Here is a 25,510-nt window from a genome sequence, read left to right on the forward strand (position 1 = left end):
TTAGTTGATTGATTTTATTCTTCTCTTAATGCTTCTATTGGTCTTACTACTGTTGCCATATGTGCTGGAATTAATCCTATTAAGGTTCCTAATATAATTAATGTAATAAATGCTATTAAAATAATTGGAATATTAACTGTTGGGTTTACTAAAACAGCGTCATCTCCTTGCCCAATTGCGGAGTCAATTCCAAATAAAATAAGACTTCCAAAAATAATCCCTAGCATTCCTGCAATTGTTGTTAAGAAAACTGACTCTAAAATTATTTGTTGACGTATACTTTTTGGTGTAGCCCCTAAAGCTCTTCTAATTCCAATTTCGTTAGTTCTTTCTTTTACTGTTATTAACAAAATATTTCCAATTGCAAAAACACCTGCTATTAAAGTTGCAATCCCTACAAACCAAGTTAAAAACTGCATACCAGTTAAAAACCCTGTTATTTTTCCTATTTCTTTACCCAAGTTGGCACTACCAAAAGCTCTTTCATCATTTGGATGTACTTTATGCAAGCCTTTTAAGGTCAAAATAACATCTCTTTCCATTTGCTCAATATCAACATTCTCATTTGCAGTAATCATCATCCAATCTACTTTATTGGCTGTATTGTATACTCTTTTATATGTAGTAAAAGGAATGTAAGCACAATCTCCATCAAAATTACCTACATTTGATGCTTCATAGACTCCAATAACCTGGTAACCAATACTATTTATTTTTATATATTGTCCAACTGGCATTTCATCAATATCAAATAACTGTTTATACATGTCTTCTGATATCACTGTAACTTTTGAATTATTTAAAATATCATTTTCATTTAAAAAACGCCCATATATTAGCTTTTTTTTCTGAATTTGATCTAAAATCGGATAATCTCCACTTACTCTGAAGTCGCCAGATTTAAAATCTTTTATAATTAAGTTATTTGTTTGGTTTCTTGGGGCTAATAATTTAATTTCATTTGAATATTCAGATTTTAGAACATCAATATCGTTCATAGTTAAACTAAATCTTCTACCTTTTTGAAATCCCTTAAAAGGAGTATCTGTAGACTGTGTCCAAACAAAAACACTATTTGTGGCAAAGTTTCCAAATAATTTATTGAAGCTATTTTCTAAACCTCTTGCAGAGCCTAATAAAACCACTAATAAAAATATACCCCATAAAACCCCAATTATTGTAATTGCAGTTCTTACTTTATTTTTACGAATGCTTCCGTAAATTTCTTGCCAAGTATCTGATTCGAATAAAAACTTCATAATTAATCTGCTCTTAATGCTACAATAGGTTTAATATTTGCTGCTCTTTTTGCGGGTACATAACCTGCAATTAACCCTGAAAGAATTAAGATTACTGTTGCTCCAATTACAATTCCAGAACTTACACTTGGATCTTTAATAAAATAGTCTTCTTCTAAACTGTTGCCAATTAAACTTAAAATATAAATTCCTAAGGTTAAACCTGCATAACCTGCAATGGTTGTTATTAAAACAGATTCTTGAACAACCATACCAACTATAGATGATGGTTTTGCACCTAAAGCTTTCCTAATTCCAAATTCTTTAGTTCTTTCCTTTATTACAAAAATCATAATATTAGAAATTCCTATAATACCTGCTATTAAAGTTCCTGAACCAATAAAACCTATTATAAATAACAGAGCTAATGACACAGTACTTATAAATTTATTGGCTTCTGCCATATTTCTTACAGATAATGCACTTTGATCATCTGGATGAATACCCATCCTCTTTCTTAAATCACGTTCCATTTTATTACCAAAAGCAATGGCTGCATCTGTACTTAATTCTGGATTATAACCTAAATTTATCTGACTGATATAATCATTATTACCATACATCATTTGTGATGTAGTTACTGGTATGTATGCTATTCTTTCTTCATTATCATTCCCGTCATCAGAAAAAACACCAATAACTAAAAAAGAACTTCCGTTAACATTAACACGTTTGTTTAGTGCTGGTTTTTCTCCAAATAAATCTTTTTTAATCAATCTACCAATTACAATTACTTTAGATTTCTCTTTTAAATCTCTTTCATTCAAATACCTACCTTCGTTAATAATTGTTTTTTCTAAAAATTGATGATCAGGATTTACCGCTCTAATATTGTATGTACTAGCTTCACTTTTGTATTTTATAGAAAAATTCTTATAAATACGTGCAGATTGATATTGAATTTTATTTTCATATTCATCAGCAACAAAATTATAATCAGCATTTTTTAATTGTACTCTTCTACCTGTTTGCAAACCTTTATAAGGTTTAGATGTTTTCCAAACACGAACAAACATTGAGTTTTGAGCATCATCTGAAAAAGCACCTTTAAAAAAATTACCAAGTCCATTCGCAATTCCAAATAACAGAGTAAATAATAAAATGGCAAATGCAACTGTAAAACCAGACATTACAGAACGTAATCTGTTTTTATTGATACTCTGAAAAATTTCCCTCCATCTGTCTAAATCAAACATAATTATACTGCTTTAGACGCTTTGGTTAATTCATCACTAATAATAAGACCATCTTTTAAACGTACAATTCTTTTAGTTTGTTCTGCAACTTCTTCTTCGTGCGTAATTACAAAAACTGTCATTCCTTCATCATTAATGTCTTTTAACAAATCCATTACATTATCTGTTGTTGTAGAATCTAAGGCTCCTGTTGGCTCATCTGCTAAAACTACTTTTGGTTTGGTTACTAAAGCTCTTGCAATGGCAACACGTTGTTTTTGCCCTCCAGAAAGCTCGTTTGGTAAATGGTTTGCCCAATCTTTTAAACCTACTTTTTCTAAATAATCTAAAGCAATTTTTAAACGATCTTTTCTATTCATACCTTTATAATACAAAGGTAAAGCAACATTTTCTAATGCTGTTTTGTATGAGATAAGGTTAAAAGATTGAAAAATAAATCCTAAGAATTTGTTTCTTAAAAGAGCGGCTTTTTTCTCATTCATATCCTTAATAAGCTGACCATTTAAATAATAATCACCTTCGTCATGAATATCTAATAAACCAACAATATTTAATAATGTAGATTTTCCTGAACCAGAAGAACCCATAATAGAAACAAACTCGCCTTCTTTTATGTGTAAATCAATTCCTTTAAGTACGTGTAAAGAATCTTTTCCTATCGGATAAGATTTGTGTAGTTTTTCTATTCTAATCATTTGGTTTGGTTAATTTAACTACTAAAGTATTGAATGCTAATGATAGCCTTTATTAATATTATGTTAAAAGCTATTGCAAATTAACAATACAAACATAAGACGTTAGAATTAAAAAAATGTTACAAGGTTTTTTAAAAAAAGTTAAAGTAATTTTGTTTTTTTACTTTGTAAACTGATTTTATGGTTGATATTCCTTTAAATAAAAAATTAATTCTTTTTGATGGTGTTTGCAATCTGTGCAATAATTCCGTTTTAAAAGTTATAAAATATGATAAGAAAAACACCTTTATTTTTGCTGCTTTACAATCTGAAACTGGTAAAAAAATTACAAGTCAATTAAATATAGATACTCAAAAAGTTGATTCAATTATCTTGTACGAACCTGGAATTTCTTATGATATAAAATCTACAGCCGCTTTAAATATAATGAACGATTTTGGTGGAATTTGGAAAATAACCCAGTTAGGTTTTCTTTTTCCTGAGTCTTTCAGAAATTTCATTTACGATTTTATTGCAAAAAAAAGATACAAATGGTTTGGCAAAAAAGAAAGCTGTTTGATACCAACCATAGAATTAAAAGCTAAATTTTTAAATTAAAATGATAATACCAAAAGAAATTAAATGCGTTATTTTTGATATGGATGGAGTAATAATTGACTCAGAAGAAATCCATAAAAAAGCATATTATGAAACATTTACTTCTATTGGAGTTGATGTATCTCCAGAACTTTATAAAACACTCACAGGATCATCAACAATAAATACTTTTCAGAAATTAATAGCGCATTTTAATTTAGCTTTAAAACCAGAAGATTTAGTAATAGATAAAAGAAAACGTTATGTAAATTTCTTTGAAAACGACCCAACTTTACATTTAGTAAAAGGTGTAGAAGAACTTATAAAACATTGTTACAATAAAGGGTTAACTTTAGTTTTAGCCTCTTCTTCTGCTATGGTAAATATTGATAGAGTTTTTAATCGTTTCAATTTAAACTCTTATTTTAACGCTAAAATTAGTGGTGCAGATTTAACGGAATCTAAACCCAACCCAGAAATCTTTGAAAAAGCGGCTCTTTTAGGTAATACACCAAAAGAAAATTGTATTGTTATTGAAGATTCTGATAACGGAATTAAAGCCGCAAACGATGCTGGTATTTTTGTCTTCGGATTTAAAAATCCTATGGTTGCAGATCAATCTTTAAAAAATGCTGATTTTGTTATTGATGACTTTAATACTTTAAAAGCTCTTTTGTAACTTTATTTTTTTTCACCTAAATATTCTTCAATATCATTTATATGGTGTTGCAATGCCTTAGCAGAAATCTGAATTTCTTTTATCAGCAAAGCTAAAGAAATAAGTAACAGAATTAAACCAATACCAAAAGCCCAAACAGCAATGGTATAAAAACCAATGTAAATTAAAAACATTGTTAATACACAGAATAACAAACTTGTAATTCCGAAAATTTGCATATACCTTGTTAAATTTAACCTTGTTTTTAAATTTTTAATTTGCCTTAGCAAAGAATCATCTTTTTTTTCTAAATATCTATCATGTAAACTTCTAATGACAGATGCATAAGCCAAAAAACGATTTGTATAAGCAAGCATAATTAAAGAGATTGCCGAAAACAATAATGCAGGTGTAGTTAATGTTAGTTGTTCCATATATAACATCAAAAATAAAGAATAATTTCTATTATAAGATAAGCTTTAAATTTTTCTCTATTTTTGAAATATGAAAAAATTTCTTTTAATAATAATTCTAAGTTTCAATTTTACTTTAAGTGCACAAAAACTACCAAAAGGCTTTGTATATTTAGCTGATGTTGATACTAGTATTCAAAAAGAATTACGCTATTTAAGTAACAATAACTTTATAGGTAAACCTATTGATGGTTATATAAACAATTGCGTTATTGTTAGTAAAGAAACGGCAGAAGCTTTAAAAAAAGTGCAGACTATTTTAAACAAAAAAGGTTTAAGTCTTAAAATTTTTGACGCTTACAGACCACAACAAGCTGTAGATCATTTTGTAAGATGGGCAAAGGTTTTGAATGATACTTTAATGAAACAGCAATATTATCCTAAAGTACCAAAATCACAATTATTTAATTTGGGTTATATCGCATCAAAATCTGGACATACAAGAGGAAGTACAACAGATTTAACTATTGTTGATAAAAAAACAGGTGAAGAATTAGATATGGGAAGTCCATTTGATTTTTTTGGTATTGAATCTCATCCTTTCTATACAAATATCACAAAAAAACAAAAAGAAAACAGAATGCTATTAAGAAAAGTTATGCTAGCTAATGGTTTTAAGCCTTACGATCATGAATGGTGGCATTTTACATTAAAAAATGAACCTTTTCCTAAAACGTACTTTAATTTTCCTATTCAATAACAATTTTAACAAAACTGAAACAGCTTCAAAAAAAATCGGCATTATATTTGTATTATTCTTGCCAGAAATTTAAAAATATGAAACTAATTTTAAAATATTTAACGATTATTTTTTGTGTATGTTTTACTACAAAAATAGCTGCTCAATTAGACACAAATAAAGGTACTGAAGAAAAAGGTAAAACTAAATCTATTGTTTTAAAAAACTCTAAAGAAATAAATAAACCAAAATCTATCGAAATAAATGGAACAGAAGGTTTTCAAAAAGCTTATGATGCAGAAAAAGAAAAGCTAAAAAAAGAACAAAAAAAAGACAATTTAAAAAATAAAGGAATTCTTTCTCAAGCAAAATTAAACGAGCAACGCTTTTTAAAATCTTTCCAAAAAATTAACGGTAAATATATAATACCAAAAATAGACCAAGATTTAGGTAGTTTTAGAACTAGTTCTAAAAGTGTAAATATTATTTGTAGAGATTTCCAATATCCTGATGGAGATAGAGTTACTATTTTTGTAAACGATGTTCCATTAATTTATAACATACTTTTAAAAACGAGTTATCAAAAATTTAATATTCCATTAAACGTAGGTATTAATAAAATTGCATTTAAAGCATTAAACCAAGGTTCTTCAGGACCAAATACAGCTGCTTTTAAGGTTTATAATGATGCTGGTATGCTAATTTCATCTAACGAATGGAATTTAGCTACAGGTGCTAAAGCAACTTTAGTTATAGCAAAAGACAAATAATCTATATTTCTTTAGTTTTTTGCTGTAAATTTTAAAACACAAGTTTTTTTATTCTTTATAAAACCATTATTTTTGTCATTAAGATTATTTGCGTAAGTTTATAATCTAACAAAAAATAACAACAAACACTAAAGAATGAAAAAAATCACCAAACAAACCTATTTAGATTGGTACAAAGACATGCTTTTCTGGCGTAAGTTCGAAGACAAGTTAGCATCTGTTTACATTCAGCAAAAAGTAAGAGGATTCTTACACCTGTATAATGGACAGGAAGCTATTTTAGCAGGAGCATTACATGCAATGGATTTATCAAAAGATAAGATGATTACCGCTTACAGAAACCACGTACAACCAATTGGTATGGGAGAAGACCCTAAACGTGTTATGGCTGAATTGTATGGTAAAGCTACAGGTACCTCTAAAGGTATGGGTGGTTCTATGCACATTTTCTCTAAAGAATTTGGTTTTTATGGTGGTCATGGAATTGTTGGTGGTCAAATACCTTTAGGAGCAGGAATTGCTTTTGGAGACAAATATAAAGGTAGTGATGGTGTTACTTTAACTTGTTTTGGTGATGGTGCTGCTAGACAAGGTTCTCTACACGAAGCTTTTAATATGGCTATGTTATGGAAGTTACCAGTAATTTTTATTGTTGAAAATAATGGTTATGCAATGGGTACTTCTGTTGATAGAACTGCAAATCATACAGATATTTGGAAACTTGGTTTAGGTTATGAAATGCCTTGTGGTCCTGTAGATGCAATGAACCCAATTAAAGTTGCAGAAGCTGTTGATGAAGCTATTCAAAGAGCAAGACGTGGTGATGGACCAACTTTCTTAGAAATGAAAACTTACAGATATAGAGGTCACTCAATGTCTGATGCTCAACACTACAGAACAAAAGACGAAGTAGAAGAGTATAAAAAAATTGATCCTATAACTCAAGTAAAAGATATTATCTTAGAAAAAGGTTATGCAACAGAAGAAGAAATTTCTGTAATTGATAAAGAAGTAAAAAGTAGAGTAAAAGAATGCGAAAAGTTCGCAGAAGAATCTCCATATCCAGAAACTCAACAGTTATATGATATGGTTTATGAACAAGAAGATTATCCTTTTATAAGTTAAGATATGGCTACAGTAATAAATATGCCGCGTTTAAGCGACACCATGGAAGAAGGTGTTGTGGCACAATGGTTAAAGAAGGTTGGAGATAAAGTTGAAGAAGGTGATATTTTAGCAGAAATAGAAACTGATAAAGCTACAATGGAATTTGAGTCTTTCTATGAAGGTACTCTACTACATATTGGTATACAAGAAGGTGAAACTTCTCCTGTCGATAAACTTTTAGCCATTATTGGTGAAGAGGGTGAAGACATCTCTGCCCTTATAAATGGTGAAGCAGAACCAGCAAAAGAAGATAAAGTAGAAGAAACAAAGGAAGAAACTACTTCTGAAGCTTCAACTACAGATAATGTTGCTATTCCTGAAGGTGTAAATGTAATTGCTATGCCTCGTTTAAGTGATACAATGACAGATGGTACAGTAGCTTCTTGGTTAAAGAAAGTTGGAGATAAAGTTGAAGAAGGTGATATTTTAGCAGAAATTGAAACTGATAAAGCAACTATGGAATTTGAATGTTTCTATGAAGGAACAATCTTACACATTGGTGTTCAAGAAGGTGAAACTGCTCCTGTAGATAGTTTACTTACAATAATTGGACCAGAAGGAACTGATGTTTCAGCAATTATAGCTAGTGGTGGTAACACTCCTGCTGCTGCAGAAAAATCTGCTCCAAAAACTGAAGAAAAGAAAGCAGAAAAACCTGCTGCTAAAGTAGAAGAAGCAAAACCTACAACAACTACTAGTACTTCTAATGGTCGTGTGTTTGCATCTCCATTAGCAAAGAAAATTGCTGCTGATAAAGGTTTTAATCTTGCTGATATTTCTGGCTCTGGAGAGAATGGTAGAATCATTAAAAAAGATGTAGAAAACTTTACTCCTGCAGCTAAAGTAGAAGCTAGTGCTGCAACAACAACAGTTATTGCTGCTGGTGAAGAAAAATCTGAGGAAGTTAAAAATTCTCAAATGCGTAAAGCAATTGCAAAATCTTTAGGTAACTCTAAATTTACTGCTCCTGATTTCAGTTTAAATATTGAGGTTGATATGGACAATGCAATGGCTTCTCGTAAAACAATCAATGCAATTCCAGATGTAAAAGTATCATTTAATGATATGGTTGTTAAAGCCTGTGCAATGGCATTAAAAAAACATCCACAAGTAAATACTTCTTGGTCAGATGCTAATACAATTTATCACAGTCATATACACGTTGGTGTTGCTGTTGCTGTAGATGATGGTTTATTAGTACCAGTTATTAAACATACAGACTCTTTAAGTTTAACTCAAATTGGGGCTGGTGTAAGAGATTTAGCTGGTAAAGCAAGAAATAAAAAATTAGCTCCTGCAGAAATGCAAGGAAGTACTTTTACTGTTTCTAATTTAGGGATGTTTGGTATTCAGAATTTTAATTCTATTATTAATCAACCTAATTCAGCAATTTTATCTGTTGGTGCAATAGTCCAAAAACCTGTTGTTAAAGATGGGCAAATTGTTGTTGGTAACACAATGAATTTAACTTTAACTTGCGATCACAGAACTGTTGATGGTGCTGTTGGTGCTCAGTTTTTACAAACTTTAAAAACGTTTATAGAAAACCCTGTTACAATGTTAGCATAGTTTCTGTAAAACATTTATAATTTATAAAAACCTAAACTTAATTGTTTAGGTTTTTTTTGTACCACAAAACATCAAAGTCAAGTTATAAATAAGAAAAAAACATAAAAATTTAAGCTTTAAATTAAATTTGAAGAAGATCGATTTAAAACATAATCTTCAAACAAAATGTATAAACTAAAAGTTTATAAAAATTAACTAATTCTACAAATATTAACTGTTTGTAATTTTAATAATAGTTTTATCATACAAGCATAAAATAAATATTATGTTTAGTATTATAGCTAATATACTGATATGTAAAAATTGTTTGATGAATCACAATAAAATACCCAAATATTGGATTAATCATTATTGAATATGGTGCCAGAGAAAATATTTATCAGTAAAATAGTGCTTTATTAGAAAACCAATGAGTAATTATTTTCTTGAGTCAGTACAAACAATTTATCATGAAACTCCTTGAAAAATCATTAAAAAAAGTCAATTTATTTGGTCTTCTTATCCAGAATATTTTTGATTATTATGTAACTAATTTCAAATAAAAGTCTAAATCATAAAGGATAACTCTAGTTTTATATATTACTCATTTAAAAAATATAAAAAAACAGAAGTCAAAATTTAAACATATTTTCACCAATTTAGAAAAAGTAACATTTTTAAATCAGTGGAAAAAAATTAGAACTAAAAACAGTCTGGTAATTTTAATACCATTATATTTTTATGATATTATATTACCAAATGGACTTTATTTTTCACAAAGATTATCAATAAGAAAGAATTATGATAGAAAATAAATCTTACATTAAATTAAGCAATTAAAAAGAACTAATTAGATACTACAACAACGTCCTTTTCTTTTATCAATCTTAATGTTAATCGATTAAATCTGATAAATAATAATACTGAAGCTGTTGATAAACCTGCAAGTAAGCCTAACCAAATACCAAAACTTCCATACCTATCTTCTGACCCTAAAAAGTAAGAAACAGGAAAACCTACACACCAATAAGAAATAAAAGTTAAAAGGGTTGGTATTTTAACATCTTGTAAACCACGTAAGGCTCCTAAAACGACTACTTGAATACTATCAGATATTTGAAAAAATGCAGCTGCAATTAAAAGTTTAGAGGCAATTGTTATTACTTCCATATTATCTACAAAATTTACTTTATCATCTAAATCTACATAAATGCTAGGCATTATTTTATGAAACAAGAAAAACAAAACTGCAAAAATGGTCGCTAAAATTAGTCCTAAAAGAAAAATTGAGAATGCAATTCTACGTAATTCTTTAAAGTTTTGTAATCCTTTTTGATTTCCAACTCTAATCATAGAAGCAACACTTAAACCCATTGCAACCATAAATGTCATAGAAGATAAATTTAAGGCAATTTGATTTGCAGCTTGTGGATTTTTACCTAATAAACCACTTAACCAAATTGCAGCAGTAAAAATAGCCACTTCAAAAAACATTTGCATTGCACTTAAAGATCCTAAGTTGATGATTTTTTTTATCATCAAAATATCTAAAACAAAGAATTTTAAATTACTAACAATTCGTTTGGAACGTGCTTTATTTTTTAATAAAAGCCATAAATAAATTACCATAATAATTCTAGAAGCCAATGTACCATAAGCAGCACCAACAATACCTAATTCTGGAAAACCAAACTTACCAAAGATAAATAGATAGTTTAGTACAATGTTTACAATATTGGCAATTAAAGTAGCATACATTGGGTACTTGGTCATAGACATACCATCACTAAACTGCTTAATAGCCTGAAAAATAATTAACGGAATTAATGAAAAAGCAACTAAATCTAAATACGGAATTGCCAACTCTACAACTTCTTTGGGCTGCTGCATTAAATGCATTAAAGGTTTTGCAAAAAATACCATTAAGAACAATAAAATACCTAAAGAAGTACATAAAAATAACCCGTTTTTAAATGTAGATCTGGCTTGTTCTAAATTATCAGAAGAATCTGCTTCTGCAATTAAAGGTGTAATTGCTGTAGAAAAACCAATACCAATAGACATTGCAATAAACATAAAACTGTTACCCAAAGAAACTGCAGCCAATTCTGCAGTACCCAATTGCCCAACCATAATATTATCTATAAATGCGACAAAAGTATGCCCTAACATACCCAACATTACAGGTGCTGCTAGTTTCCAATTGTATTTAAATTCTGATGTATATTGCTTAAGATTCACTTTTAAAAAATCGATTATAGGACTGCGAAGATACATATAAGATTCTCATTTTTTTAAGGAGAACTTCACAGTTTTAAGCTAAGTTTTTCAATAAAAAATATTACTTTTGGTAAAAACCAAAACTAATTATAATGGCAGGTATTACGTTAAAAGGAAATGCAATAAATACAGTAGGAAACTTACCAGAAAATGGTACAAAAGCTCCTGACTTTAAATTAACAGCAGTAGATTTATCTCAAAAAAGTTTATCAGATTTTACTGGTAAAAATATCATATTAAATATTTTTCCTAGTGTAGATACTGGTACATGTGCAACTTCTGTAAGAGAATTTAATAAAAAAGCGGCAGATTTAGAAAATACAGTTGTGTTATGTATTTCTAGAGATTTACCATTTGCTCAAGCACGTTTTTGTGGTGCAGAAGGTATTGATAATGTTGTAATGCTTTCTGATTTTGCAACAGGTAATTTTGGTAAAGATTACCAATTAGAAATTGCAAATGGTCCTTTAGCAAACTTACATTCTAGAGCTATTGTTATTATCGATAATAAAGGTAATGTATCTTATACAGAACAAGTTTCAGAAATTGTTAATGAGCCTAATTATGAAAATGCTTTAAAAGCGATTTAATAATGAAAGATCCTAAAGATGGTTTTATAGTTGGCAGAATTAAAAGCTTAAAGTTCGCTTTAAAAGGAATGTGGATTTTAATTACTACAGAAGATAGTATTAAAGCTCAACTTTTTTTTGCCATTATTGCCACAATTATGGGATTATATTTTAACATTTCTACTACAGAATGGGCATTGCAATTTATAATAATTGGCTTAGTATTAGTAGCTGAGGCAGCTAATACAGCCATTGAAGAAGTTGCAGATTTTATTCACCCAGATTATCATGAAAAAATTGGCTTAATTAAAGATATTGCTGCTGGTGCACCAAGTTTTGCTGCTTTAATATCTTTAATTGTAGCTGGTTTTATTTATGTACCTAAAATAGCTTTATTATTTTAAGCAAATACGTATATTTACCCCTTAAAAATATCCAATTTTTTAATGGCTAAAAAAAAACAAAGCGTAAAAAAAACTACAGTTTTAACAGAAGAAAAATCTAGTATTTTTTCTTTTCTAAAAACAAGACAAACTCAAACTATATTTGGGTTTTTCTTAATTTTATTTTCGCTTTTTTTATGTATTGCATTTATTTCGTTTTTCTTTAGTTGGCAAGAAGACCAAAGTGCTATAGGAAAACTAGCAGATAAAACCATAAAAAGCAAAAATTTATTAGGTAAAATTGGCGCTAGTTTAAGTCATTTTTTTATTTATGACGGTTTTGGCTTAGCAGCTTTTCTAATTGCTTTTCAAATATTTTTATCAGGTATAGCTGTTTTAGTAAAAAAGAAACTTTCTAAAATTATTATTTCTTGGAACTGGGGTTTATTTATTATGCTTTGGCTTTCGGTTTCATTAGGTTTTTTGCATCATAAATATGCACTTTTATCTGGTGTAATTGGTTTTGAAGTTAACGATTATGTACAGACATTTACAGGTAAAACAGGTTTAGTTATTATTTTAATCTTCTTATTATTAGCGTATTTAATTTTACGTTATAAAATAAGTATTGATACTTATTTAGAAAAAGTAAAACAAAATAAGATAGATAGAGAAGCAAAGCTATTAGTTGAAAATGAACAAAAAGCAAAAATTGAAATTGTACAAACAACTGAAACTAAGAAAAAACAAACAGAAAACAAATCTGAAAATAACATAGACACAACTTCTGATAAAAAAGAAGAAAAATCTGAATTTGAACTTTCACTAGAAAATTTAAAACCTACTATTGCTAATCATTCTGATGTTACATCAAAAAATGAAGAAATTACGCTAAAAATTGAAAAAGAAGTTACCCCTGAATTAAAGGTAGAAGAAACTTTAGAAAATTTACAAGAAGTAGAAATTGATGTAGCTATTGCTAGAGAAGAAGAACATTCTGTAGAAAATTTGTCAGACAAAGTTTTAAAAGATTTTGGTGAGTTCGATCCTACTTTAGAACTCTCTAACTTTAAATTTCCAACATTTAATTTACTAAAGCAATACAATGAAAGTATTTCTATAGATCCTGCTGAATTAGAAGCTAATAAAAATAGAATTGTAGAAACTTTAAAAAACTACAAAATTGGTATTGCAGAAATTAAAGCAACTGTTGGCCCAACAATTACACTATATGAAATTGTACCAGAAGCAGGTATTCGTATTTCTAAAATTAAAAACTTAGAAGATGATATTGCTCTTTCTTTATCAGCATTAGGTATTCGTATTATTGCTCCTATACCTGGTAAAGGTACTATTGGTATAGAAGTGCCAAATAAAAAATCGACCATAGTTTCAATGCATTCTGCAATTTCATCTAAGAAATTTCAAGAATCGCAAATGCAATTACCAATAGCTTTAGGTAAAACTATTTCTAATGAAACTTTTGTTGTTGATTTAGCAAAAATGCCTCACTTATTAATGGCTGGTGCAACAGGACAAGGAAAATCTGTTGGTTTAAATGCAGTTTTAACATCACTCTTATATAAAAAACATCCTGCAGAAGTTAAGTTTGTTTTGGTAGATCCTAAAAAAGTAGAATTAACTTTATTTAACAAAATTGAACGTCATTATTTAGCAAAACTTCCAGATTCTGAAGAAGCTATTATTACAGATACTACCAAAGTTGTACACACATTAAACTCTTTGTGTATAGAAATGGATAATCGTTACGATTTGCTAAAAGCTGCAATGGTTAGAAACATTAAAGAGTACAACACTAAATTTAAGCAGCGTAAATTAAACCCTAATGATGGGCATCAATTTTTACCATATATTGTTTTGGTAATTGATGAATTTGCAGATTTAATAATGACAGCTGGTAAAGAAGTAGAAACACCTATAGCACGTTTAGCACAATTGGCCAGAGCTATTGGTATTCACTTAATTGTAGCCACTCAAAGACCATCTGTAAACGTAATTACAGGTATTATAAAAGCAAACTTTCCTGCAAGAATTGCATTTAGAGTTACATCTAAAATTGATTCTAGAACCATTTTAGATTCAGGTGGAGCAGATCAATTAATTGGTCGTGGAGATTTATTATACACCAATGGAAACTCTATAATAAGAATACAATGTGCTTTTGTAGATACACCTGAAGTAGAAAAAATTACTGATTTTATTGGTTCTCAAAAAGCATACACTGAAGCTCATTTATTACCAGAATATGTAGATGATGAAAGTGGCACAAGTATTGATGTTGATATAGCAGACAGAGATAAATTGTTTAAAGAAGCCGCAGAAATTATTGTTACAGCCCAGCAAGGTTCTGCTTCTTTGTTACAAAGAAAATTAAAACTAGGATACAACAGAGCTGGTAGATTAATAGATCAATTAGAAGCTGCTGGTATTGTTGGTGGCTTTGAAGGTAGTAAAGCAAGGCAAGTTTTAGTACCAGATTTTACAGCTTTAGAACAATTATTAGAAAACGAAAAAAATCAATAGTGGCTCAGGGAGAATAAGAGCAACAAAATTTTAAAACATGAAAAAAATAACAATATTATTTTTAAGTTTATTAATAACAAGCTTAACTTTTTCACAAACATCACCAAAAGCAAAATCATTGTTAGATGAAGTTTCATCAAAAATGAGTGCATATAATAATATGTTTCTTGGTTTTAGTCAGACTTTAAGTAACGAAGAAGCTGGTATTAAAGAAGGTGATGAACCACCTATTAGAGGAGAAATCAATTTACAAGGCGAAAAATACAACCTAAATTATTTAGGTAATAATTTTATTTATGATGGTAGCAAGCTTTATGTAATTAATAATGATGAAAAAGAAATTTCTATTACAGATGGAGATATGAGTGGAGATGATGGCTTTATTTATCCTTCTAAATTATTAACTTTTTATAAAGAAGGTTACAATTTAGAAATGGGTAAATTGGAAAACATTAATGGTAGAAAAATTCAATTTGTAACCTTAAATCCTATAGATAGTGATTCTGAAATTGTAAAAGTAGAATTAGGTATAGATGAAAAAACAAAGCACATATACAAACTAATACAAACAGGTGCTAATGGAGCAAAAACAAGTTTTATAATTACTACTTTTAAAAGTAATCAAAACTTATCAGAAAGCTTTTTTAAATTTGATAAGCAAAAATATTTGTCTCAAAAATATACAATCGACTAATTATTTCAATTAACAATAAATTAGTAGCATCTTATAAATTTAGGTGCTACTTTTGTTTTTTATGAAGATTTTAGATAAATACATCTTAAAGAGCTTTTTAGTACCTTTTGTTGCTACATTTCTTATTGTACTTTTTGTTTTGGTTATGCAAGCCTTATGGCAAGCATTCGAAAACATTGCAGGTAAAGGTATTAGCCTTGCATTTATTTTAAAGTTTTTATACTATACTACTTTAATGATAATTCCTCAGGCATTACCAATTGGTGTGTTATTATCATCTATAATGGCTCTAGGTAATTTAGGTGAAAACTATGAATTTGCAGCAGCAAAATCAGCAGGAATTTCTTTACAAAGATTGGTAAGACCTATTGCTATTTTAGCTATCGCTTTAAGTGGTATTAACTTCTTATTCTTAAATAATGTATATCCTTATGCTATTTTAAATCAATCTAATTTATATTTAAACATCAAAAAGAAAAAACCAGCAATGGCTTTGGTGCCTGGTAGTTTCAATGCAGATTTACCTGGTTATCAAATAAAATTTGATGAAAAATATGGAGAAAACGAAAACTTATTAAAGAAAGTTTTAATTTACGATTTAAAAGGTAAAAAAGGGAATCAAAAAGTAATTACAGCAGATAGAGGTAAAATTCTTACAGAAGAAGGTAGTAGATATATGACCTTTATTTTATATGATGGTAATTATTATGAAGAACACGTAAAATTTGCAAAAACACAAGATAAAAGAAAAAAAATGGCAGCCTCAAATGCCACTTTTAAAGAATATGAATTTAATATTGATATTTCGTCTATAATAGGTGGTGATTTAGATACAAATAGAGTTACCAATCATTTTAGAATGTTAACTTTAAAAGAATTAAAAGATACCATACCAAAATTAAAAGGTAGGTATGATGAAATTTTGGGTTTACGTGCAAAAAACATATACATAAGTACACAGGCTAAAGAATTATACAACTATCCAGATTCTTTAAAAAACAATAATTTAGATAGTATTACCATAAATAATTTTGAAATAAAAGACAAAATTTCTATTCTAAATTCTGCAACTACAAAAACAAATAGAGTTTTAAGTACTTTAAAAAATAATACAGAAACTGTAAAATGGAACAGAAAGGGGCTTAATTTTTACGATACTGAATATTATAATAGAATAGCCTTTTCATTATCGTGTGTTATTCTCTTTTTTATAGGTGCTCCTTTAGGCTCGATTATTAGAAAAGGTGGTTTTGGTATGCCAATGATTTTAGCAATTGCCATTTATGTAACTTATTTCTTTACCAATACTTTTGGTAGAAACTTAGCAGAAGAAAGTAGTGTTTCTGCGTTTTTAGGTTCTTGGATTTCTGCAATTATAATGATTCCTGTTGCAATTCTATTAACAAAAAGAGCTACAAAAGATAAAGGGATTTTTAATATTGATTCCTTTTTACAACCAATTACCAAATTATTCAAAAAAATATTACCTAAAAAAAGGTAGAAGATATGACATCACAAATTTTAGATAAAAACATCCAATTAAATACTATTGAAGCAGCAATAAACGATATTAGAAATGGTAAAGTTATTATAGTTGTAGATGATGAAAACAGAGAAAATGAAGGCGATTTTTTAGCTGCAGCAGAAAAAGTAACACCAGAAATGGTAAACTTTATGGCTACACATGGTCGTGGTTTAATTTGTGCACCATTAACAGAAAAACGCTGTAAAGATTTAGAGCTAGGTATGATGGTAAATAACAACACAGATCCTATGGAAACTGCATTTACTGTTTCTGTAGATTTACGTGGTAAAGGTGTTACTACTGGTATTTCTGCTTCAGATAGAGCTTTAACTATTAAAGCTTTAATAGACAAAGACACTAAACCTTTTGATTTAGCAAGACCTGGCCATATTTTTCCATTAAAAGCAAAAGAAGGTGGTGTTTTACGTAGAACAGGACACACAGAAGCAGCTATAGATTTTGCAAGATTAGCAGGCTTACAACCTGCAGGTGTTATTGTAGAGATTATGAATGAAGATGGTACAATGGCTCGTTTACCTCAACTTTTAGAAGTTGCAAAAAAGTTTGATATTAAAATAGTTTCTATAGAAGATTTAGTAGCTTACAGAATGGAGCACGATTCTTTAATAGAAAAGAAAGAAGACTTTGATTTAGAAACTCGTTTTGGTAAATTTAGATTAAGAGCATACCAACAAACTACAAATAACCAAGTTCATATTGCTTTAACAAAAGGTTCTTGGACAAATGATGAGAATGTTTTAACAAGAATAAATTCTACCTTAGTAAATAATGATATTTTAGGAACGTTAACCAATAACCCAGATAAGAAATTAGACCAAATGTTTAAGGTAATTAATGATGAGGAAAAAGGAGCAATTTTATTCATCAACCAACAAAACCAGTCTAAAAACTTATTAAGTAGATTATCTATTTTAAAAGAAAATCAGAAAAATGGCGATATAAAAGCACCAGCAATTGCTATGGATCAAAGAGATTTTGGAATTGGTGCTCAAATTCTACATGATTTAAACATCAGCAAATTAAAACTATTAACCAACACTCAACAAACTAAAAGAGTGGGTATGATTGGATATGGTTTAGAAATTGTAGATTATGTTAATTATTAAACTATTAACAAATCTAACTTTTTAAAAAAGTACTAAATAACTATCTTTTTACTTTCTTAAAAAATAGTAAACTCATGAAAGTAAAAGATAAAGTTGCAATTGTAACAGGAGCATCAAAAGGAATAGGAAAAGAAATTGCGATACTATTAGCTAAAAACGGTGCTAAAGTTGTTGTTAATTATTCCAATAGCGAAAAAGAAGCAAATGCTGTAGTTGATCTAATTAAAAAAAATAAAGGTGAAGCTTTTGCTTTTAAAGCTGATGTTAGCAAAAAAGAAGAAGTAGTTGCGCTATTTGATAAAACCTTAGCCACTTTTGGTAAAATAAATATTTTGGTAAATAATGCAGGTGTTATGTCTGCAAAAAAACTAAAAGATAATACAGAAGCAGATTTTGACAAACATTTTAACGTGAATGTTAAAGGTCTTTTTAATACGCTACAACAAGCAGAAAGTAAACTTGCAGATAAAGGAAATATTATAAATATATCTTCTAGTACTGTAAAATTAATGTTGCCTACTTATGCAGTTTATTCTGCAACAAAAGCAGCTGTAGAACAAATTACAAGAGTTTTTTCTAAAGAAATTGGCAGGGAAATTTCTGTAAACGCTGTAGCTCCAGGTCCAACAGAAACCAAGTTATTTTTAGAAGGTAAATCTGAAGATTTTATTGAAAAGTTAAAAGGAATGAATGCTTTTAATAGACTAGCAAAACCAATAGACATTGCACAAGTTGTTTTGTTTATGGCAAGTGATGAATCTAAATGGATTTCAGGACAAGTTATAGGTGCTAATGGAGCAATGGTTTAGATTAAAACCTCTACTCCACTTTCTAATTCAATTGGTTTTTGGTTTTGGGTAAATAATCTTGCTGATAAATTTCCTCTTAAATAAATAGCATCACCTTTTACTTCTAACCAACTACCTTCTCGTAAACCTAAAACAGGAATATCATTAAAAACATGAAATTCCTTAATTCGCGTTTCACGAGTTTCTCCCATATGTTTAGAACCTTTTACAGGATCCAAATAATGTGCATTAATATTAAAAGGGATGCAACCTAATGTTGTAAAACTTGGTGGATATACAATTGGCATATCATTAGTATTCATCATATTTACACCACAAATATTACTACCTGCACTTGTACCTAAATAAGGTGTACCTTTTTCTAAAACCTCTTTTAAGATAGATAAAACATCATTTTTATATAATTGATTTACCAACTCAAATGTATTTCCACCACCAGTAAAAATAGCTTCTGCATTTAAAATAGCTTCTTTAGGATTTTTAAATTCATGAATTCCTTTTACATCAATATTAATAGAAGAAAAACCTTTTTTAGCAATAGCAGTATATTCATTATAAGTAATACCACTTGCACGTGCATAGGGTATAAAAAGTATCGTTTTTACTTCAGTAAAAAAAGATTTTAACGTTGGTAATAAATACTCTAAATAACCACTTCCATGAGTTGTAGATGTACTTGCAATAATCATTTTTTTCATAAAAGAGTATTCTAACTAATAGATAATAATTTTAATAATTACAAAATTATTTTTTTTCCTAAACAATAAATGGCTAAATTAACAAATTAAATATTTAACCCTCAAAATATGAAAACTAAAATTATTTTTCTCACATTATTAATTAGCCTTTTTTACGCCTGCGAAGTTTCTAACACATCAGACGTAGAAATTAATACTTTAGATTTAGTTGGCACTTGGTCTTTAACAAATATTGTTATAGATGATGCAGTAATAAATATAACAAGTCCTGTTGTTCTTACAGTTACAGGTAATGGTTTTGGTAAAGATTTAAATGCATCATTAACTTTTTCTGAAAACCCTAATCTAGCTGTAATTAATGGTGATTTTACTTTTGTTTTAAACTATAATTCGTCTGGAGAAACACATACAGAAGAATTGTATTTAGATGATATCTTTTTCAATGATACTTTTGGTTTTTTATCAAGCTCTTGGCAATTAGATGGTAATACACTTACATTAAATGAAGGTGGTGAACAACTGAATATAGATATTATCTCTTTTATTGATGAAGTTTTAACCATAGAAGTAGATGTTAATAAAACAATTACTGTAGATGATGTTACTTCTATTGTAACAGGTAAAGCCACTTTAACAATCGAAAAATAATACAATTAAAAATAATTCTTAAAAGCATCATAAAATTTATGATGCTTTTTTTGTTTAACAAAAGTTTATAAAAGCATTAATAGAGTTTTAAGAGGCACTACCCTTTTCTTTGTTAACATGAGAAATCCAATTCTATTTTGCTGTTTATTTCTTTGTACTGTAGTTTATAGTCAAGAAAAGAGAAAAGTAATTACTGGTGAAGTTTTTTTTAATGATGAAGCTATTACAGATGCTCATATTATCAATAAAAACTCAAATCAAGGTGCAAGTACCAACGATTTTGGTTTGTTTGAAATTCCGGTTAAAATTGGTGATGTTTTAACATTTTCTCACATCAATCTAAAAAAAGAAGAAGTTACAATTACCCAAGAAATTCTAGACCAAGAAATCTTTGTAATTACGCTAAAAGGTAAAACTTATGAGTTAGAAGAAATTGTTTTAGAAAAACCAAAAAGTATATTTTATGTAGACCCAGAAATAATGCCACCACCAACTGTAAATGCAAAAACATTAAATTTACCTTACGCAAACACTATAGCCAAAAAAGATACAAGAATAGCAAAACTTACACTTACTAGTGCATCTGTAAGCTTAGATAATTTAATTAATTCTCTAAACGGAAATTTAAGACGTGAAAGAGAATTAAAAAAAATAAAGTTAGAAGATAAAGCTTTATCTAAAATTAGAAAACATTTTACAGACGATTTTTTTATCACAGATTTAAATATAAAGCCAGAAAACATCAATCCTTTTTTAAATTATTGTTACAAGAAAAACATTATTAATTATTATAACAAAGAAGACAACTTGGCTGTTACAAGAATTTTAATGCAAGAAAGTAGAACTTTTCCTCAGAATAAAACAGAAATCACTTTACTAGAAGAAAAATGAAATTATTAATCTAAAAAAAGAGTAAATTAATCAGTAAAAAAAATGCTATATGATAAAAAAACTACTCTTATTTTTTTCTTTGTTTATTATAATTTTAAATGCTTATTCGCAAGACGAAAAAATTTTAATTAACGGAAAAATTTTGGATTCTTTAGGTCTTGTTAAAAATGCAAACATTATCAACCTAAATACTAAACTTGGTACTTTTTCTAACGATTCTGGAGCATTCAGAATGTTAGTTGCTAAAGGAGATTCATTAATAATTTCTTCTGTACAGCATATATCAAAAAAAATACTCATTACAGATAAAATTTTATCAGAAATTAATTTAGAGATTTCTTTAAAATTAAACACCTACACTTTAGATGAATTTGAGTTAAAAAAACACAATTTAATGGGTAAATTAGCTGTTGATGTAAAATCTTTACCAAAAAATAAGCAGGATTCTATATTAAAAGATAATATGGATTTTTCTAATGTAAATTTTGCACAAAAAGATTTTAGGATTGATGCAAACATAAGAGCCAAACCTATAATTGCAAAAACAGTTACCAATCAATATTCTGGATTAGAAGTAGGTAAAGTTTTAAGCAAACTCAATCCTTTTAAAAAAAGCAAAAAAACGAAACCATTAGAAGATAACTTAAGTTATTTAGAAGCTTTTCCTACTAAATTATTAAATGAATTGGGCAATGATTACTTTTATAATCAGTTAAAGATTCCCAAAGAAAAATATTATCATTTTTTAGAGTATTGTAAACCTTTAAACATAGAAAAAATGTATAAAAATGGTAAAGTATTACAAGTAATAGAAATACTAAGAACTCAAAGTTTTGAGTACCTTAAAATTACTAGTAATGTAAAAAAAAATCGTTAAACCTCATAAAATGAGTAATAAATGGAATATTTTGTGTAACATTATGTAGAAATTTCACACTAATTCTTTAATGATTAAAGACATACTATTTCAAATAAAATATACTTTTTCTTTTTTAAAATTCAATAGAAAAAAAGAGTTAAGCCTTAGGTTAAAAGAATCTTTTGGAAAATTGAAAGATGATTCCTTTGACTTCGAAAGTATTGAAAGCTACTTCAGAAAGAAAAACAATTCAAAAGCATATCAAGTTCTATCTGACAAAACTTGTAATGACTTAGATTTTGATGATTTGTTTATGTTTCTTGATCGAACTAACTCAAACATTGGTCAACAATATTATTACAATAACCTTAGAACAATTGAAATAAATGAGAAGCAAACCAAACTAAATGAAGAAATAATAACAAAATTATCACAAAACCCTGAATTAAGAATTTCGGTTCAAAAAAAGATTGAAAAACTAAAACATAAAGATGCTTACTTTATAGCTTCTTTATTTCAAGAAGAGCATATAAATCCGCCAAAATGGTTTTTTATGATACAGTTTTTATCATTTACAAGTTTAGTATCATTAATTTTAGGCTTTTTCAATCCAATTTTTTTTATCATTCTATTAGGAATTTTCTGCATAAATTTTGTTCTTCATTATTGGAATAAAAATAATTTAGTTCAATATGTAAGCTCTATTCCACAACTTTTAAGGCTTAATAATATCGCTTCTCATTTATTCGCCAAAACATTATTTAAAAAATTAAATCCAGACTTACCAAAGTCAATCAAAATAATAAATGAAGTCAAAAATAGAATGTCATTTTTTTCACTTGAAGCAAAACTTCAAGGAGAATTTGAAATCATAGCTTGGTTTGTATTTGAGATTTTTAAAACAATGTTTTTACTAGAACCACTATTATTATTTGGTGTTTTAAAAAGACTAAACACAAAAAGGGAAGAAATAGAAAGTGTTTTTAAATTTGTTGGACATATTGATATGTTAGTTTCTATTGCTTCTTTAAGACACGGACTAGAAACATATTGTTTACCAATTATTAATAATGGAGATAAAATTGCTGTTAAAAAAATTAGCCACCCATTAATATATAAATGCACAACTAATAGTATTGAAATAGGAGAAAAATCTATACTTCTTACAGGTTCTAACATGTCTGGTAAAACTTCTTTTATTCGTGCAATTGGATTAAATATTATAACAGGACTTACGATTAATACTTGTTTTGCACATTCAATGACTTTTCCTTTATTAAAAGTTTTTTCGGCTATTCGAATTAATGATGATTTAATGAACAATAAAAGTTATTATTTTGAAGAAGTAGTAACCATTAAGGAAATGCTTAAAGAGAGCGTAAACGGAAATAAAAATTTATTCCTTTTAGATGAAATATTTAAAGGTACAAATACAGTTGAGCGCATTTCTGCTGGAAAATCTGTTTTATCTGCTTTAATAAAAAATAATAATAAAATATTAGTTTCAACTCACGACCTAGAATTAACTGATCTTCTTTCAGACGAATATGAATTATATCATTTTAGTGAAACAATAAATGAAAAGAATGTTGATTTTGATTACAAACTAAAAATAGGAAAATTACAAAAAAGAAACGCAATTAGAATACTTGAAATTAATGATTATCCAAAAGAGATTGTAAACGAAGCAATCAAAATAGCAAAAGAATTAGACAAAACATATTTAGCAAAAAACAATACAGAATAAAATTAATTACTAATCCCTAGCCTACTTAAAAAAAATTCGCTGATTTTCTATTTGTAATTTTTTAATTGCTTAGCCTATTAATACTCAACTATTTTTTTAAATAAAAACGTTATAGATAATGAATAATTAAAGAAAATTTATTTAAAGTAAATAGCTAAACAACTTCTAAATAATGGTTTTTAACATAAGTTTAAAACAGATTTTTTAAACCATAAACAATAAAAGTTTTACTTTGTGAGTAAAGTTTTATTTATGATAAAAAAATTATTGCTACTTTTTCTTTTTGTGGGTTGTACTTTAAGCTCTTATGCACAAAAGAAACCTAAAATTATTATTGGTAAAATTACGGATTCTTTGGGTATTGTTAAGAATGCGAATATCATAAACCAAAAAACAAATCAAGGTACTTTTTCTAGTGATCAAGGTTTGTATAGAATATTTGTATCTGAAGGAGATACACTTCGTTTTTCTTCTGTACAGCATAAATCTAAAAAAATTGTAATTACAGAACGTATTTTAGACAATAAAGAATTAAACGTAAAACTAAAAGCTGCAATTTATAATTTAGATGAGTTTGATTTAAAAAGACACAATTTAATGGGCAGGTTAGCTGCAGATATAAAAGATGTACCTACAAATGTAAAAGACTCTTTATTGAATGATGTTATGGATTTTTCTAATATAGATTTTAATAAAGTAGACACTAGAATTGATGAAATAGAAAGAGCAAAACCGCCCGAAAACAATGTAGATCCAACACAAAAGTTTGCTGGTGCAGGAGCTGCAGTTGTTATGCCTTTTAAATATTCTGAAAGACTATGGGCTTTACGCAAAGAATTGGCTAGAAAAAAAGCATTTCCTTATCAAATACTCTCAGAACTTGGTGAGCAATTTTTCTTTGACGAATTAAAAATACCAATAGAAAAATATTTTCACTTTTTAGAGTATTGCAATCCTTTAGGTATAGAAGATTTACATAAGGGTGGTAGAACTCTAGAACTGATTAAAATATTAAGATCAGAAAGTATTTCTTACCTAAAAATCGATAAAAAAGAGTAGTTTAGCTCAATAATTGAATAATATTCATCAAAACCAATAAAAAGAAAAGAATTCAATAATACAAAACTACAGTTTCAACAACATTGTAAAGTGAGTTTATAGCAAAGTATTTCTAATGAAATTAAAAAACACCTTCTTATTACTTTTAATCATTCCGCTTTTTTCTTTTTCGGTACACAAATATTACTTGAGTTTAACCCAAATAAACTACAAGCCAGAAGCCAAAGCGATTCAAATTACCATTAATGTTTTTATGGATGATATTGAAACTGCTTTAAATAAAGATAACAACATAGATTTACAGTTAACCACAAAAAAAGAACTTAAAAATAACGATATTTATTTCGAAAATTATTTAAAAGATAAACTCTTTTTTAAGGTAGATAATATCTCAAAAAACTTTAATTATATTGGCAAAGAATATGATGGCGATTTGGTTTTCTTTTATTTAGAAATAGAAAACATAGAAAAAGTAAACACAATTAATGTTGTAAATAACATTTTAATAGATCATTTTAACAAACAACAAAACTTAATAAAATCGAAAGTAAATGGTAAAAGCAAAAGTATTTTACTAACTAAAAATAAAAATTCAGTACAACTCAAATATTAACACA

25 protein-coding genes are annotated in these 25,510 nt (G+C 28.0%); 19 read left to right on the forward strand and 6 right to left on the reverse strand.

Annotation, left to right across the window (positions count from 1 at the left end):
- Nucleotides 1-14: 14 nt before the first annotated feature.
- The 3 genes from KO506_RS10220 to KO506_RS10230 are packed head-to-tail and all read right to left on the reverse strand — an operon-like array spanning nt 15 to nt 3,189.
- On the reverse strand, nt 15-1,259 hold the full coding sequence (locus KO506_RS10220; protein WP_215994806.1) for an ABC transporter permease: 1,245 nt from the start codon (nt 1,257-1,259) through the stop codon (nt 15-17).
- 2 nt (nt 1,260-1,261) lie between these two features.
- Complete coding sequence (locus tag KO506_RS10225) at nt 1,262-2,494, reverse strand: ABC transporter permease (protein ID WP_215994807.1); 1,233 nt, start codon at nt 2,492-2,494, stop codon at nt 1,262-1,264.
- A 2-nt stretch (nt 2,495-2,496) separates the two neighbouring features.
- A complete protein-coding gene (locus KO506_RS10230) occupies nt 2,497-3,189 on the reverse strand; it encodes an ABC transporter ATP-binding protein (protein ID WP_215994808.1) in 693 nt (230 codons plus the stop codon).
- Nucleotides 3,190-3,369: 180 nt separating this feature from the next.
- On the opposite strand from KO506_RS10230, the gene KO506_RS10235 reads away from it, so the two are divergent.
- Both KO506_RS10235 and KO506_RS10240 read left to right on the forward strand, forming a co-directional pair.
- A complete protein-coding gene (locus KO506_RS10235) occupies nt 3,370-3,786 on the forward strand; it encodes a thiol-disulfide oxidoreductase DCC family protein (protein ID WP_215994809.1) in 417 nt (138 codons plus the stop codon).
- 1 nt (nt 3,787) lies between these two features.
- Nucleotides 3,788-4,444 carry an HAD family hydrolase gene (locus KO506_RS10240; RefSeq protein WP_215994810.1) on the forward strand — a complete coding sequence of 219 codons (657 nt, stop codon included), beginning with the start codon at nt 3,788-3,790 and terminating at the stop codon, nt 4,442-4,444.
- Nucleotides 4,445-4,446: 2 nt separating this feature from the next.
- Here KO506_RS10240 and KO506_RS10245 read toward each other — a convergent pair whose 3' ends face one another.
- The gene (locus KO506_RS10245) at nt 4,447-4,857 is read right to left on the reverse strand and encodes a DUF2721 domain-containing protein (protein ID WP_215994811.1); all 411 of its coding nucleotides are present in this window, start codon (nt 4,855-4,857) and stop codon (nt 4,447-4,449) included.
- A gap of 70 nt (nt 4,858-4,927) precedes the next feature.
- Here KO506_RS10245 and KO506_RS10250 point away from each other — a divergent pair, with 70 nt between their 5' ends.
- From KO506_RS10250 to KO506_RS10265, 4 genes are all read left to right on the forward strand, one after another.
- Nucleotides 4,928-5,596: a M15 family metallopeptidase gene (locus KO506_RS10250; RefSeq protein WP_215994812.1), complete on the forward strand. Its 669-nt coding sequence runs from the start codon at nt 4,928-4,930 to the stop codon at nt 5,594-5,596.
- A gap of 77 nt (nt 5,597-5,673) precedes the next feature.
- Nucleotides 5,674-6,345: a hypothetical protein gene (locus KO506_RS10255; RefSeq protein WP_215994813.1), complete on the forward strand. Its 672-nt coding sequence runs from the start codon at nt 5,674-5,676 to the stop codon at nt 6,343-6,345.
- A gap of 135 nt (nt 6,346-6,480) precedes the next feature.
- Nucleotides 6,481-7,470: a pyruvate dehydrogenase (acetyl-transferring) E1 component subunit alpha gene (gene pdhA / locus KO506_RS10260; protein WP_215994814.1), complete on the forward strand. Its 990-nt coding sequence runs from the start codon at nt 6,481-6,483 to the stop codon at nt 7,468-7,470.
- Nucleotides 7,471-7,473: 3 nt separating this feature from the next.
- Nucleotides 7,474-9,081, forward strand: coding sequence for a pyruvate dehydrogenase complex dihydrolipoamide acetyltransferase (locus KO506_RS10265; protein WP_215994815.1), 1,608 nt, complete (start codon nt 7,474-7,476; stop codon nt 9,079-9,081).
- 825 nt (nt 9,082-9,906) lie between these two features.
- On the opposite strand, the gene KO506_RS10270 is transcribed toward KO506_RS10265, so the two are convergent.
- Nucleotides 9,907-11,301, reverse strand: coding sequence for an MATE family efflux transporter (locus KO506_RS10270; RefSeq protein ID WP_215994816.1), 1,395 nt, complete (start codon nt 11,299-11,301; stop codon nt 9,907-9,909).
- Nucleotides 11,302-11,432: 131 nt separating this feature from the next.
- Between KO506_RS10270 and tpx the strand changes: the two genes are divergently transcribed.
- The 7 genes from tpx to KO506_RS10305 all read left to right on the forward strand — a co-directional run bounded on the left by tpx (nt 11,433) and on the right by KO506_RS10305 (nt 18,991).
- Complete coding sequence (tpx, locus tag KO506_RS10275) at nt 11,433-11,930, forward strand: thiol peroxidase (protein ID WP_215994817.1); 498 nt, start codon at nt 11,433-11,435, stop codon at nt 11,928-11,930.
- Nucleotides 11,931-11,932: 2 nt separating this feature from the next.
- On the forward strand, nt 11,933-12,313 hold the full coding sequence (locus tag KO506_RS10280; protein WP_215994818.1) for a diacylglycerol kinase family protein: 381 nt from the start codon (nt 11,933-11,935) through the stop codon (nt 12,311-12,313).
- Between the two features lie 42 nt (nt 12,314-12,355).
- Complete coding sequence (locus KO506_RS10285) at nt 12,356-14,836, forward strand: FtsK/SpoIIIE family DNA translocase (protein ID WP_215994819.1); 2,481 nt, start codon at nt 12,356-12,358, stop codon at nt 14,834-14,836.
- Nucleotides 14,837-14,873: 37 nt separating this feature from the next.
- Entirely contained in the window at nt 14,874-15,530 is a 657-nt protein-coding gene (locus KO506_RS10290) for a LolA family protein (protein ID WP_215994820.1), read from the forward strand.
- Between the two features lie 61 nt (nt 15,531-15,591).
- Nucleotides 15,592-17,031: an LptF/LptG family permease gene (locus KO506_RS10295; protein ID WP_215994821.1), complete on the forward strand. Its 1,440-nt coding sequence runs from the start codon at nt 15,592-15,594 to the stop codon at nt 17,029-17,031.
- 5 nt (nt 17,032-17,036) lie between these two features.
- Nucleotides 17,037-18,182 carry a 3,4-dihydroxy-2-butanone-4-phosphate synthase gene (ribB, locus tag KO506_RS10300; protein ID WP_215994822.1) on the forward strand — a complete coding sequence of 382 codons (1,146 nt, stop codon included), beginning with the start codon at nt 17,037-17,039 and terminating at the stop codon, nt 18,180-18,182.
- Between the two features lie 74 nt (nt 18,183-18,256).
- Nucleotides 18,257-18,991 carry an SDR family oxidoreductase gene (locus tag KO506_RS10305; RefSeq protein ID WP_215994823.1) on the forward strand — a complete coding sequence of 245 codons (735 nt, stop codon included), beginning with the start codon at nt 18,257-18,259 and terminating at the stop codon, nt 18,989-18,991.
- On the opposite strand, the gene pepE is transcribed toward KO506_RS10305, so the two are convergent.
- Nucleotides 18,988-19,689 carry a dipeptidase PepE gene (gene pepE / locus KO506_RS10310; RefSeq protein WP_215994824.1) on the reverse strand — a complete coding sequence of 234 codons (702 nt, stop codon included), beginning with the start codon at nt 19,687-19,689 and terminating at the stop codon, nt 18,988-18,990. The two genes, KO506_RS10305 and pepE, sit on opposite strands and share 4 nt — an antisense overlap.
- 108 nt (nt 19,690-19,797) lie before the next feature.
- On the opposite strand from pepE, the gene KO506_RS10315 reads away from it, so the two are divergent.
- The 6 genes from KO506_RS10315 (at nt 19,798) to KO506_RS10340 (ending at nt 25,506) form a co-directional block, all read left to right on the forward strand.
- Nucleotides 19,798-20,337, forward strand: a complete 540-nt coding sequence (locus KO506_RS10315) for a lipocalin family protein (RefSeq protein ID WP_215994825.1) — start codon at nt 19,798-19,800, stop codon at nt 20,335-20,337.
- 117 nt (nt 20,338-20,454) lie between these two features.
- Entirely contained in the window at nt 20,455-21,228 is a 774-nt protein-coding gene (locus KO506_RS10320) for a carboxypeptidase-like regulatory domain-containing protein (protein WP_215994826.1), read from the forward strand.
- A gap of 49 nt (nt 21,229-21,277) precedes the next feature.
- The gene (locus tag KO506_RS10325) at nt 21,278-22,105 is read left to right on the forward strand and encodes a carboxypeptidase-like regulatory domain-containing protein (RefSeq protein ID WP_215994827.1); all 828 of its coding nucleotides are present in this window, start codon (nt 21,278-21,280) and stop codon (nt 22,103-22,105) included.
- Between the two features lie 70 nt (nt 22,106-22,175).
- Nucleotides 22,176-23,834: a MutS-related protein gene (locus KO506_RS10330; RefSeq protein WP_215994828.1), complete on the forward strand. Its 1,659-nt coding sequence runs from the start codon at nt 22,176-22,178 to the stop codon at nt 23,832-23,834.
- A 252-nt stretch (nt 23,835-24,086) separates the two neighbouring features.
- Complete coding sequence (locus KO506_RS10335; protein ID WP_215994829.1) at nt 24,087-24,893, forward strand: carboxypeptidase-like regulatory domain-containing protein; 807 nt, start codon at nt 24,087-24,089, stop codon at nt 24,891-24,893.
- Between the two features lie 115 nt (nt 24,894-25,008).
- Entirely contained in the window at nt 25,009-25,506 is a 498-nt protein-coding gene (locus tag KO506_RS10340) for a DUF6702 family protein (RefSeq protein WP_215994830.1), read from the forward strand.
- The last annotated feature ends 4 nt before the right edge of the window (nt 25,507-25,510 follow it).

The organism is Polaribacter vadi (genome assembly GCF_018861005.1).
GTDB classification, from domain to species: Bacteria; Bacteroidota; Bacteroidia; order Flavobacteriales; family Flavobacteriaceae; genus Polaribacter; species Polaribacter vadi_A.

Bases quoted from the DNA above. Each gene is read 5' to 3' on its own strand.
- KO506_RS10265 (WP_215994815.1), top strand. From the start codon at position 7,474: ATGGCTACAGTAATAAATATGCCGCGTTTAAGCGACACCATGGAAGAA.
- pepE (WP_215994824.1), bottom strand. From the start codon at position 19,689: ATGAAAAAAATGATTATTGCAAGTACATCTACAACTCATGGAAGTGGT.
- KO506_RS10285 (WP_215994819.1), top strand. From the start codon at position 12,356: ATGGCTAAAAAAAAACAAAGCGTAAAAAAAACTACAGTTTTAACAGAA.
- KO506_RS10220 (WP_215994806.1), bottom strand. From the start codon at position 1,259: ATGAAGTTTTTATTCGAATCAGATACTTGGCAAGAAATTTACGGAAGC.
- KO506_RS10290 (WP_215994820.1), top strand. From the start codon at position 14,874: ATGAAAAAAATAACAATATTATTTTTAAGTTTATTAATAACAAGCTTA.
- KO506_RS10330 (WP_215994828.1), top strand. From the start codon at position 22,176: ATGATTAAAGACATACTATTTCAAATAAAATATACTTTTTCTTTTTTA.
- KO506_RS10245 (WP_215994811.1), bottom strand. From the start codon at position 4,857: ATGGAACAACTAACATTAACTACACCTGCATTATTGTTTTCGGCAATC.
- KO506_RS10340 (WP_215994830.1), top strand. From the start codon at position 25,009: ATGAAATTAAAAAACACCTTCTTATTACTTTTAATCATTCCGCTTTTT.
- KO506_RS10325 (WP_215994827.1), top strand. From the start codon at position 21,278: ATGATAAAAAAACTACTCTTATTTTTTTCTTTGTTTATTATAATTTTA.
- KO506_RS10295 (WP_215994821.1), top strand. From the start codon at position 15,592: ATGAAGATTTTAGATAAATACATCTTAAAGAGCTTTTTAGTACCTTTT.
- KO506_RS10315 (WP_215994825.1), top strand. From the start codon at position 19,798: ATGAAAACTAAAATTATTTTTCTCACATTATTAATTAGCCTTTTTTAC.
- KO506_RS10235 (WP_215994809.1), top strand. From the start codon at position 3,370: ATGGTTGATATTCCTTTAAATAAAAAATTAATTCTTTTTGATGGTGTT.
- KO506_RS10250 (WP_215994812.1), top strand. From the start codon at position 4,928: ATGAAAAAATTTCTTTTAATAATAATTCTAAGTTTCAATTTTACTTTA.
- KO506_RS10230 (WP_215994808.1), bottom strand. From the start codon at position 3,189: ATGATTAGAATAGAAAAACTACACAAATCTTATCCGATAGGAAAAGAT.
- KO506_RS10320 (WP_215994826.1), top strand. From the start codon at position 20,455: ATGAGAAATCCAATTCTATTTTGCTGTTTATTTCTTTGTACTGTAGTT.
- tpx (WP_215994817.1), top strand. From the start codon at position 11,433: ATGGCAGGTATTACGTTAAAAGGAAATGCAATAAATACAGTAGGAAAC.
- KO506_RS10240 (WP_215994810.1), top strand. From the start codon at position 3,788: ATGATAATACCAAAAGAAATTAAATGCGTTATTTTTGATATGGATGGA.
- ribB (WP_215994822.1), top strand. From the start codon at position 17,037: ATGACATCACAAATTTTAGATAAAAACATCCAATTAAATACTATTGAA.
- KO506_RS10335 (WP_215994829.1), top strand. From the start codon at position 24,087: ATGATAAAAAAATTATTGCTACTTTTTCTTTTTGTGGGTTGTACTTTA.
- KO506_RS10305 (WP_215994823.1), top strand. From the start codon at position 18,257: ATGAAAGTAAAAGATAAAGTTGCAATTGTAACAGGAGCATCAAAAGGA.
- KO506_RS10255 (WP_215994813.1), top strand. From the start codon at position 5,674: ATGAAACTAATTTTAAAATATTTAACGATTATTTTTTGTGTATGTTTT.
- KO506_RS10225 (WP_215994807.1), bottom strand. From the start codon at position 2,494: ATGTTTGATTTAGACAGATGGAGGGAAATTTTTCAGAGTATCAATAAA.
- pdhA (WP_215994814.1), top strand. From the start codon at position 6,481: ATGAAAAAAATCACCAAACAAACCTATTTAGATTGGTACAAAGACATG.
- KO506_RS10280 (WP_215994818.1), top strand. From the start codon at position 11,933: ATGAAAGATCCTAAAGATGGTTTTATAGTTGGCAGAATTAAAAGCTTA.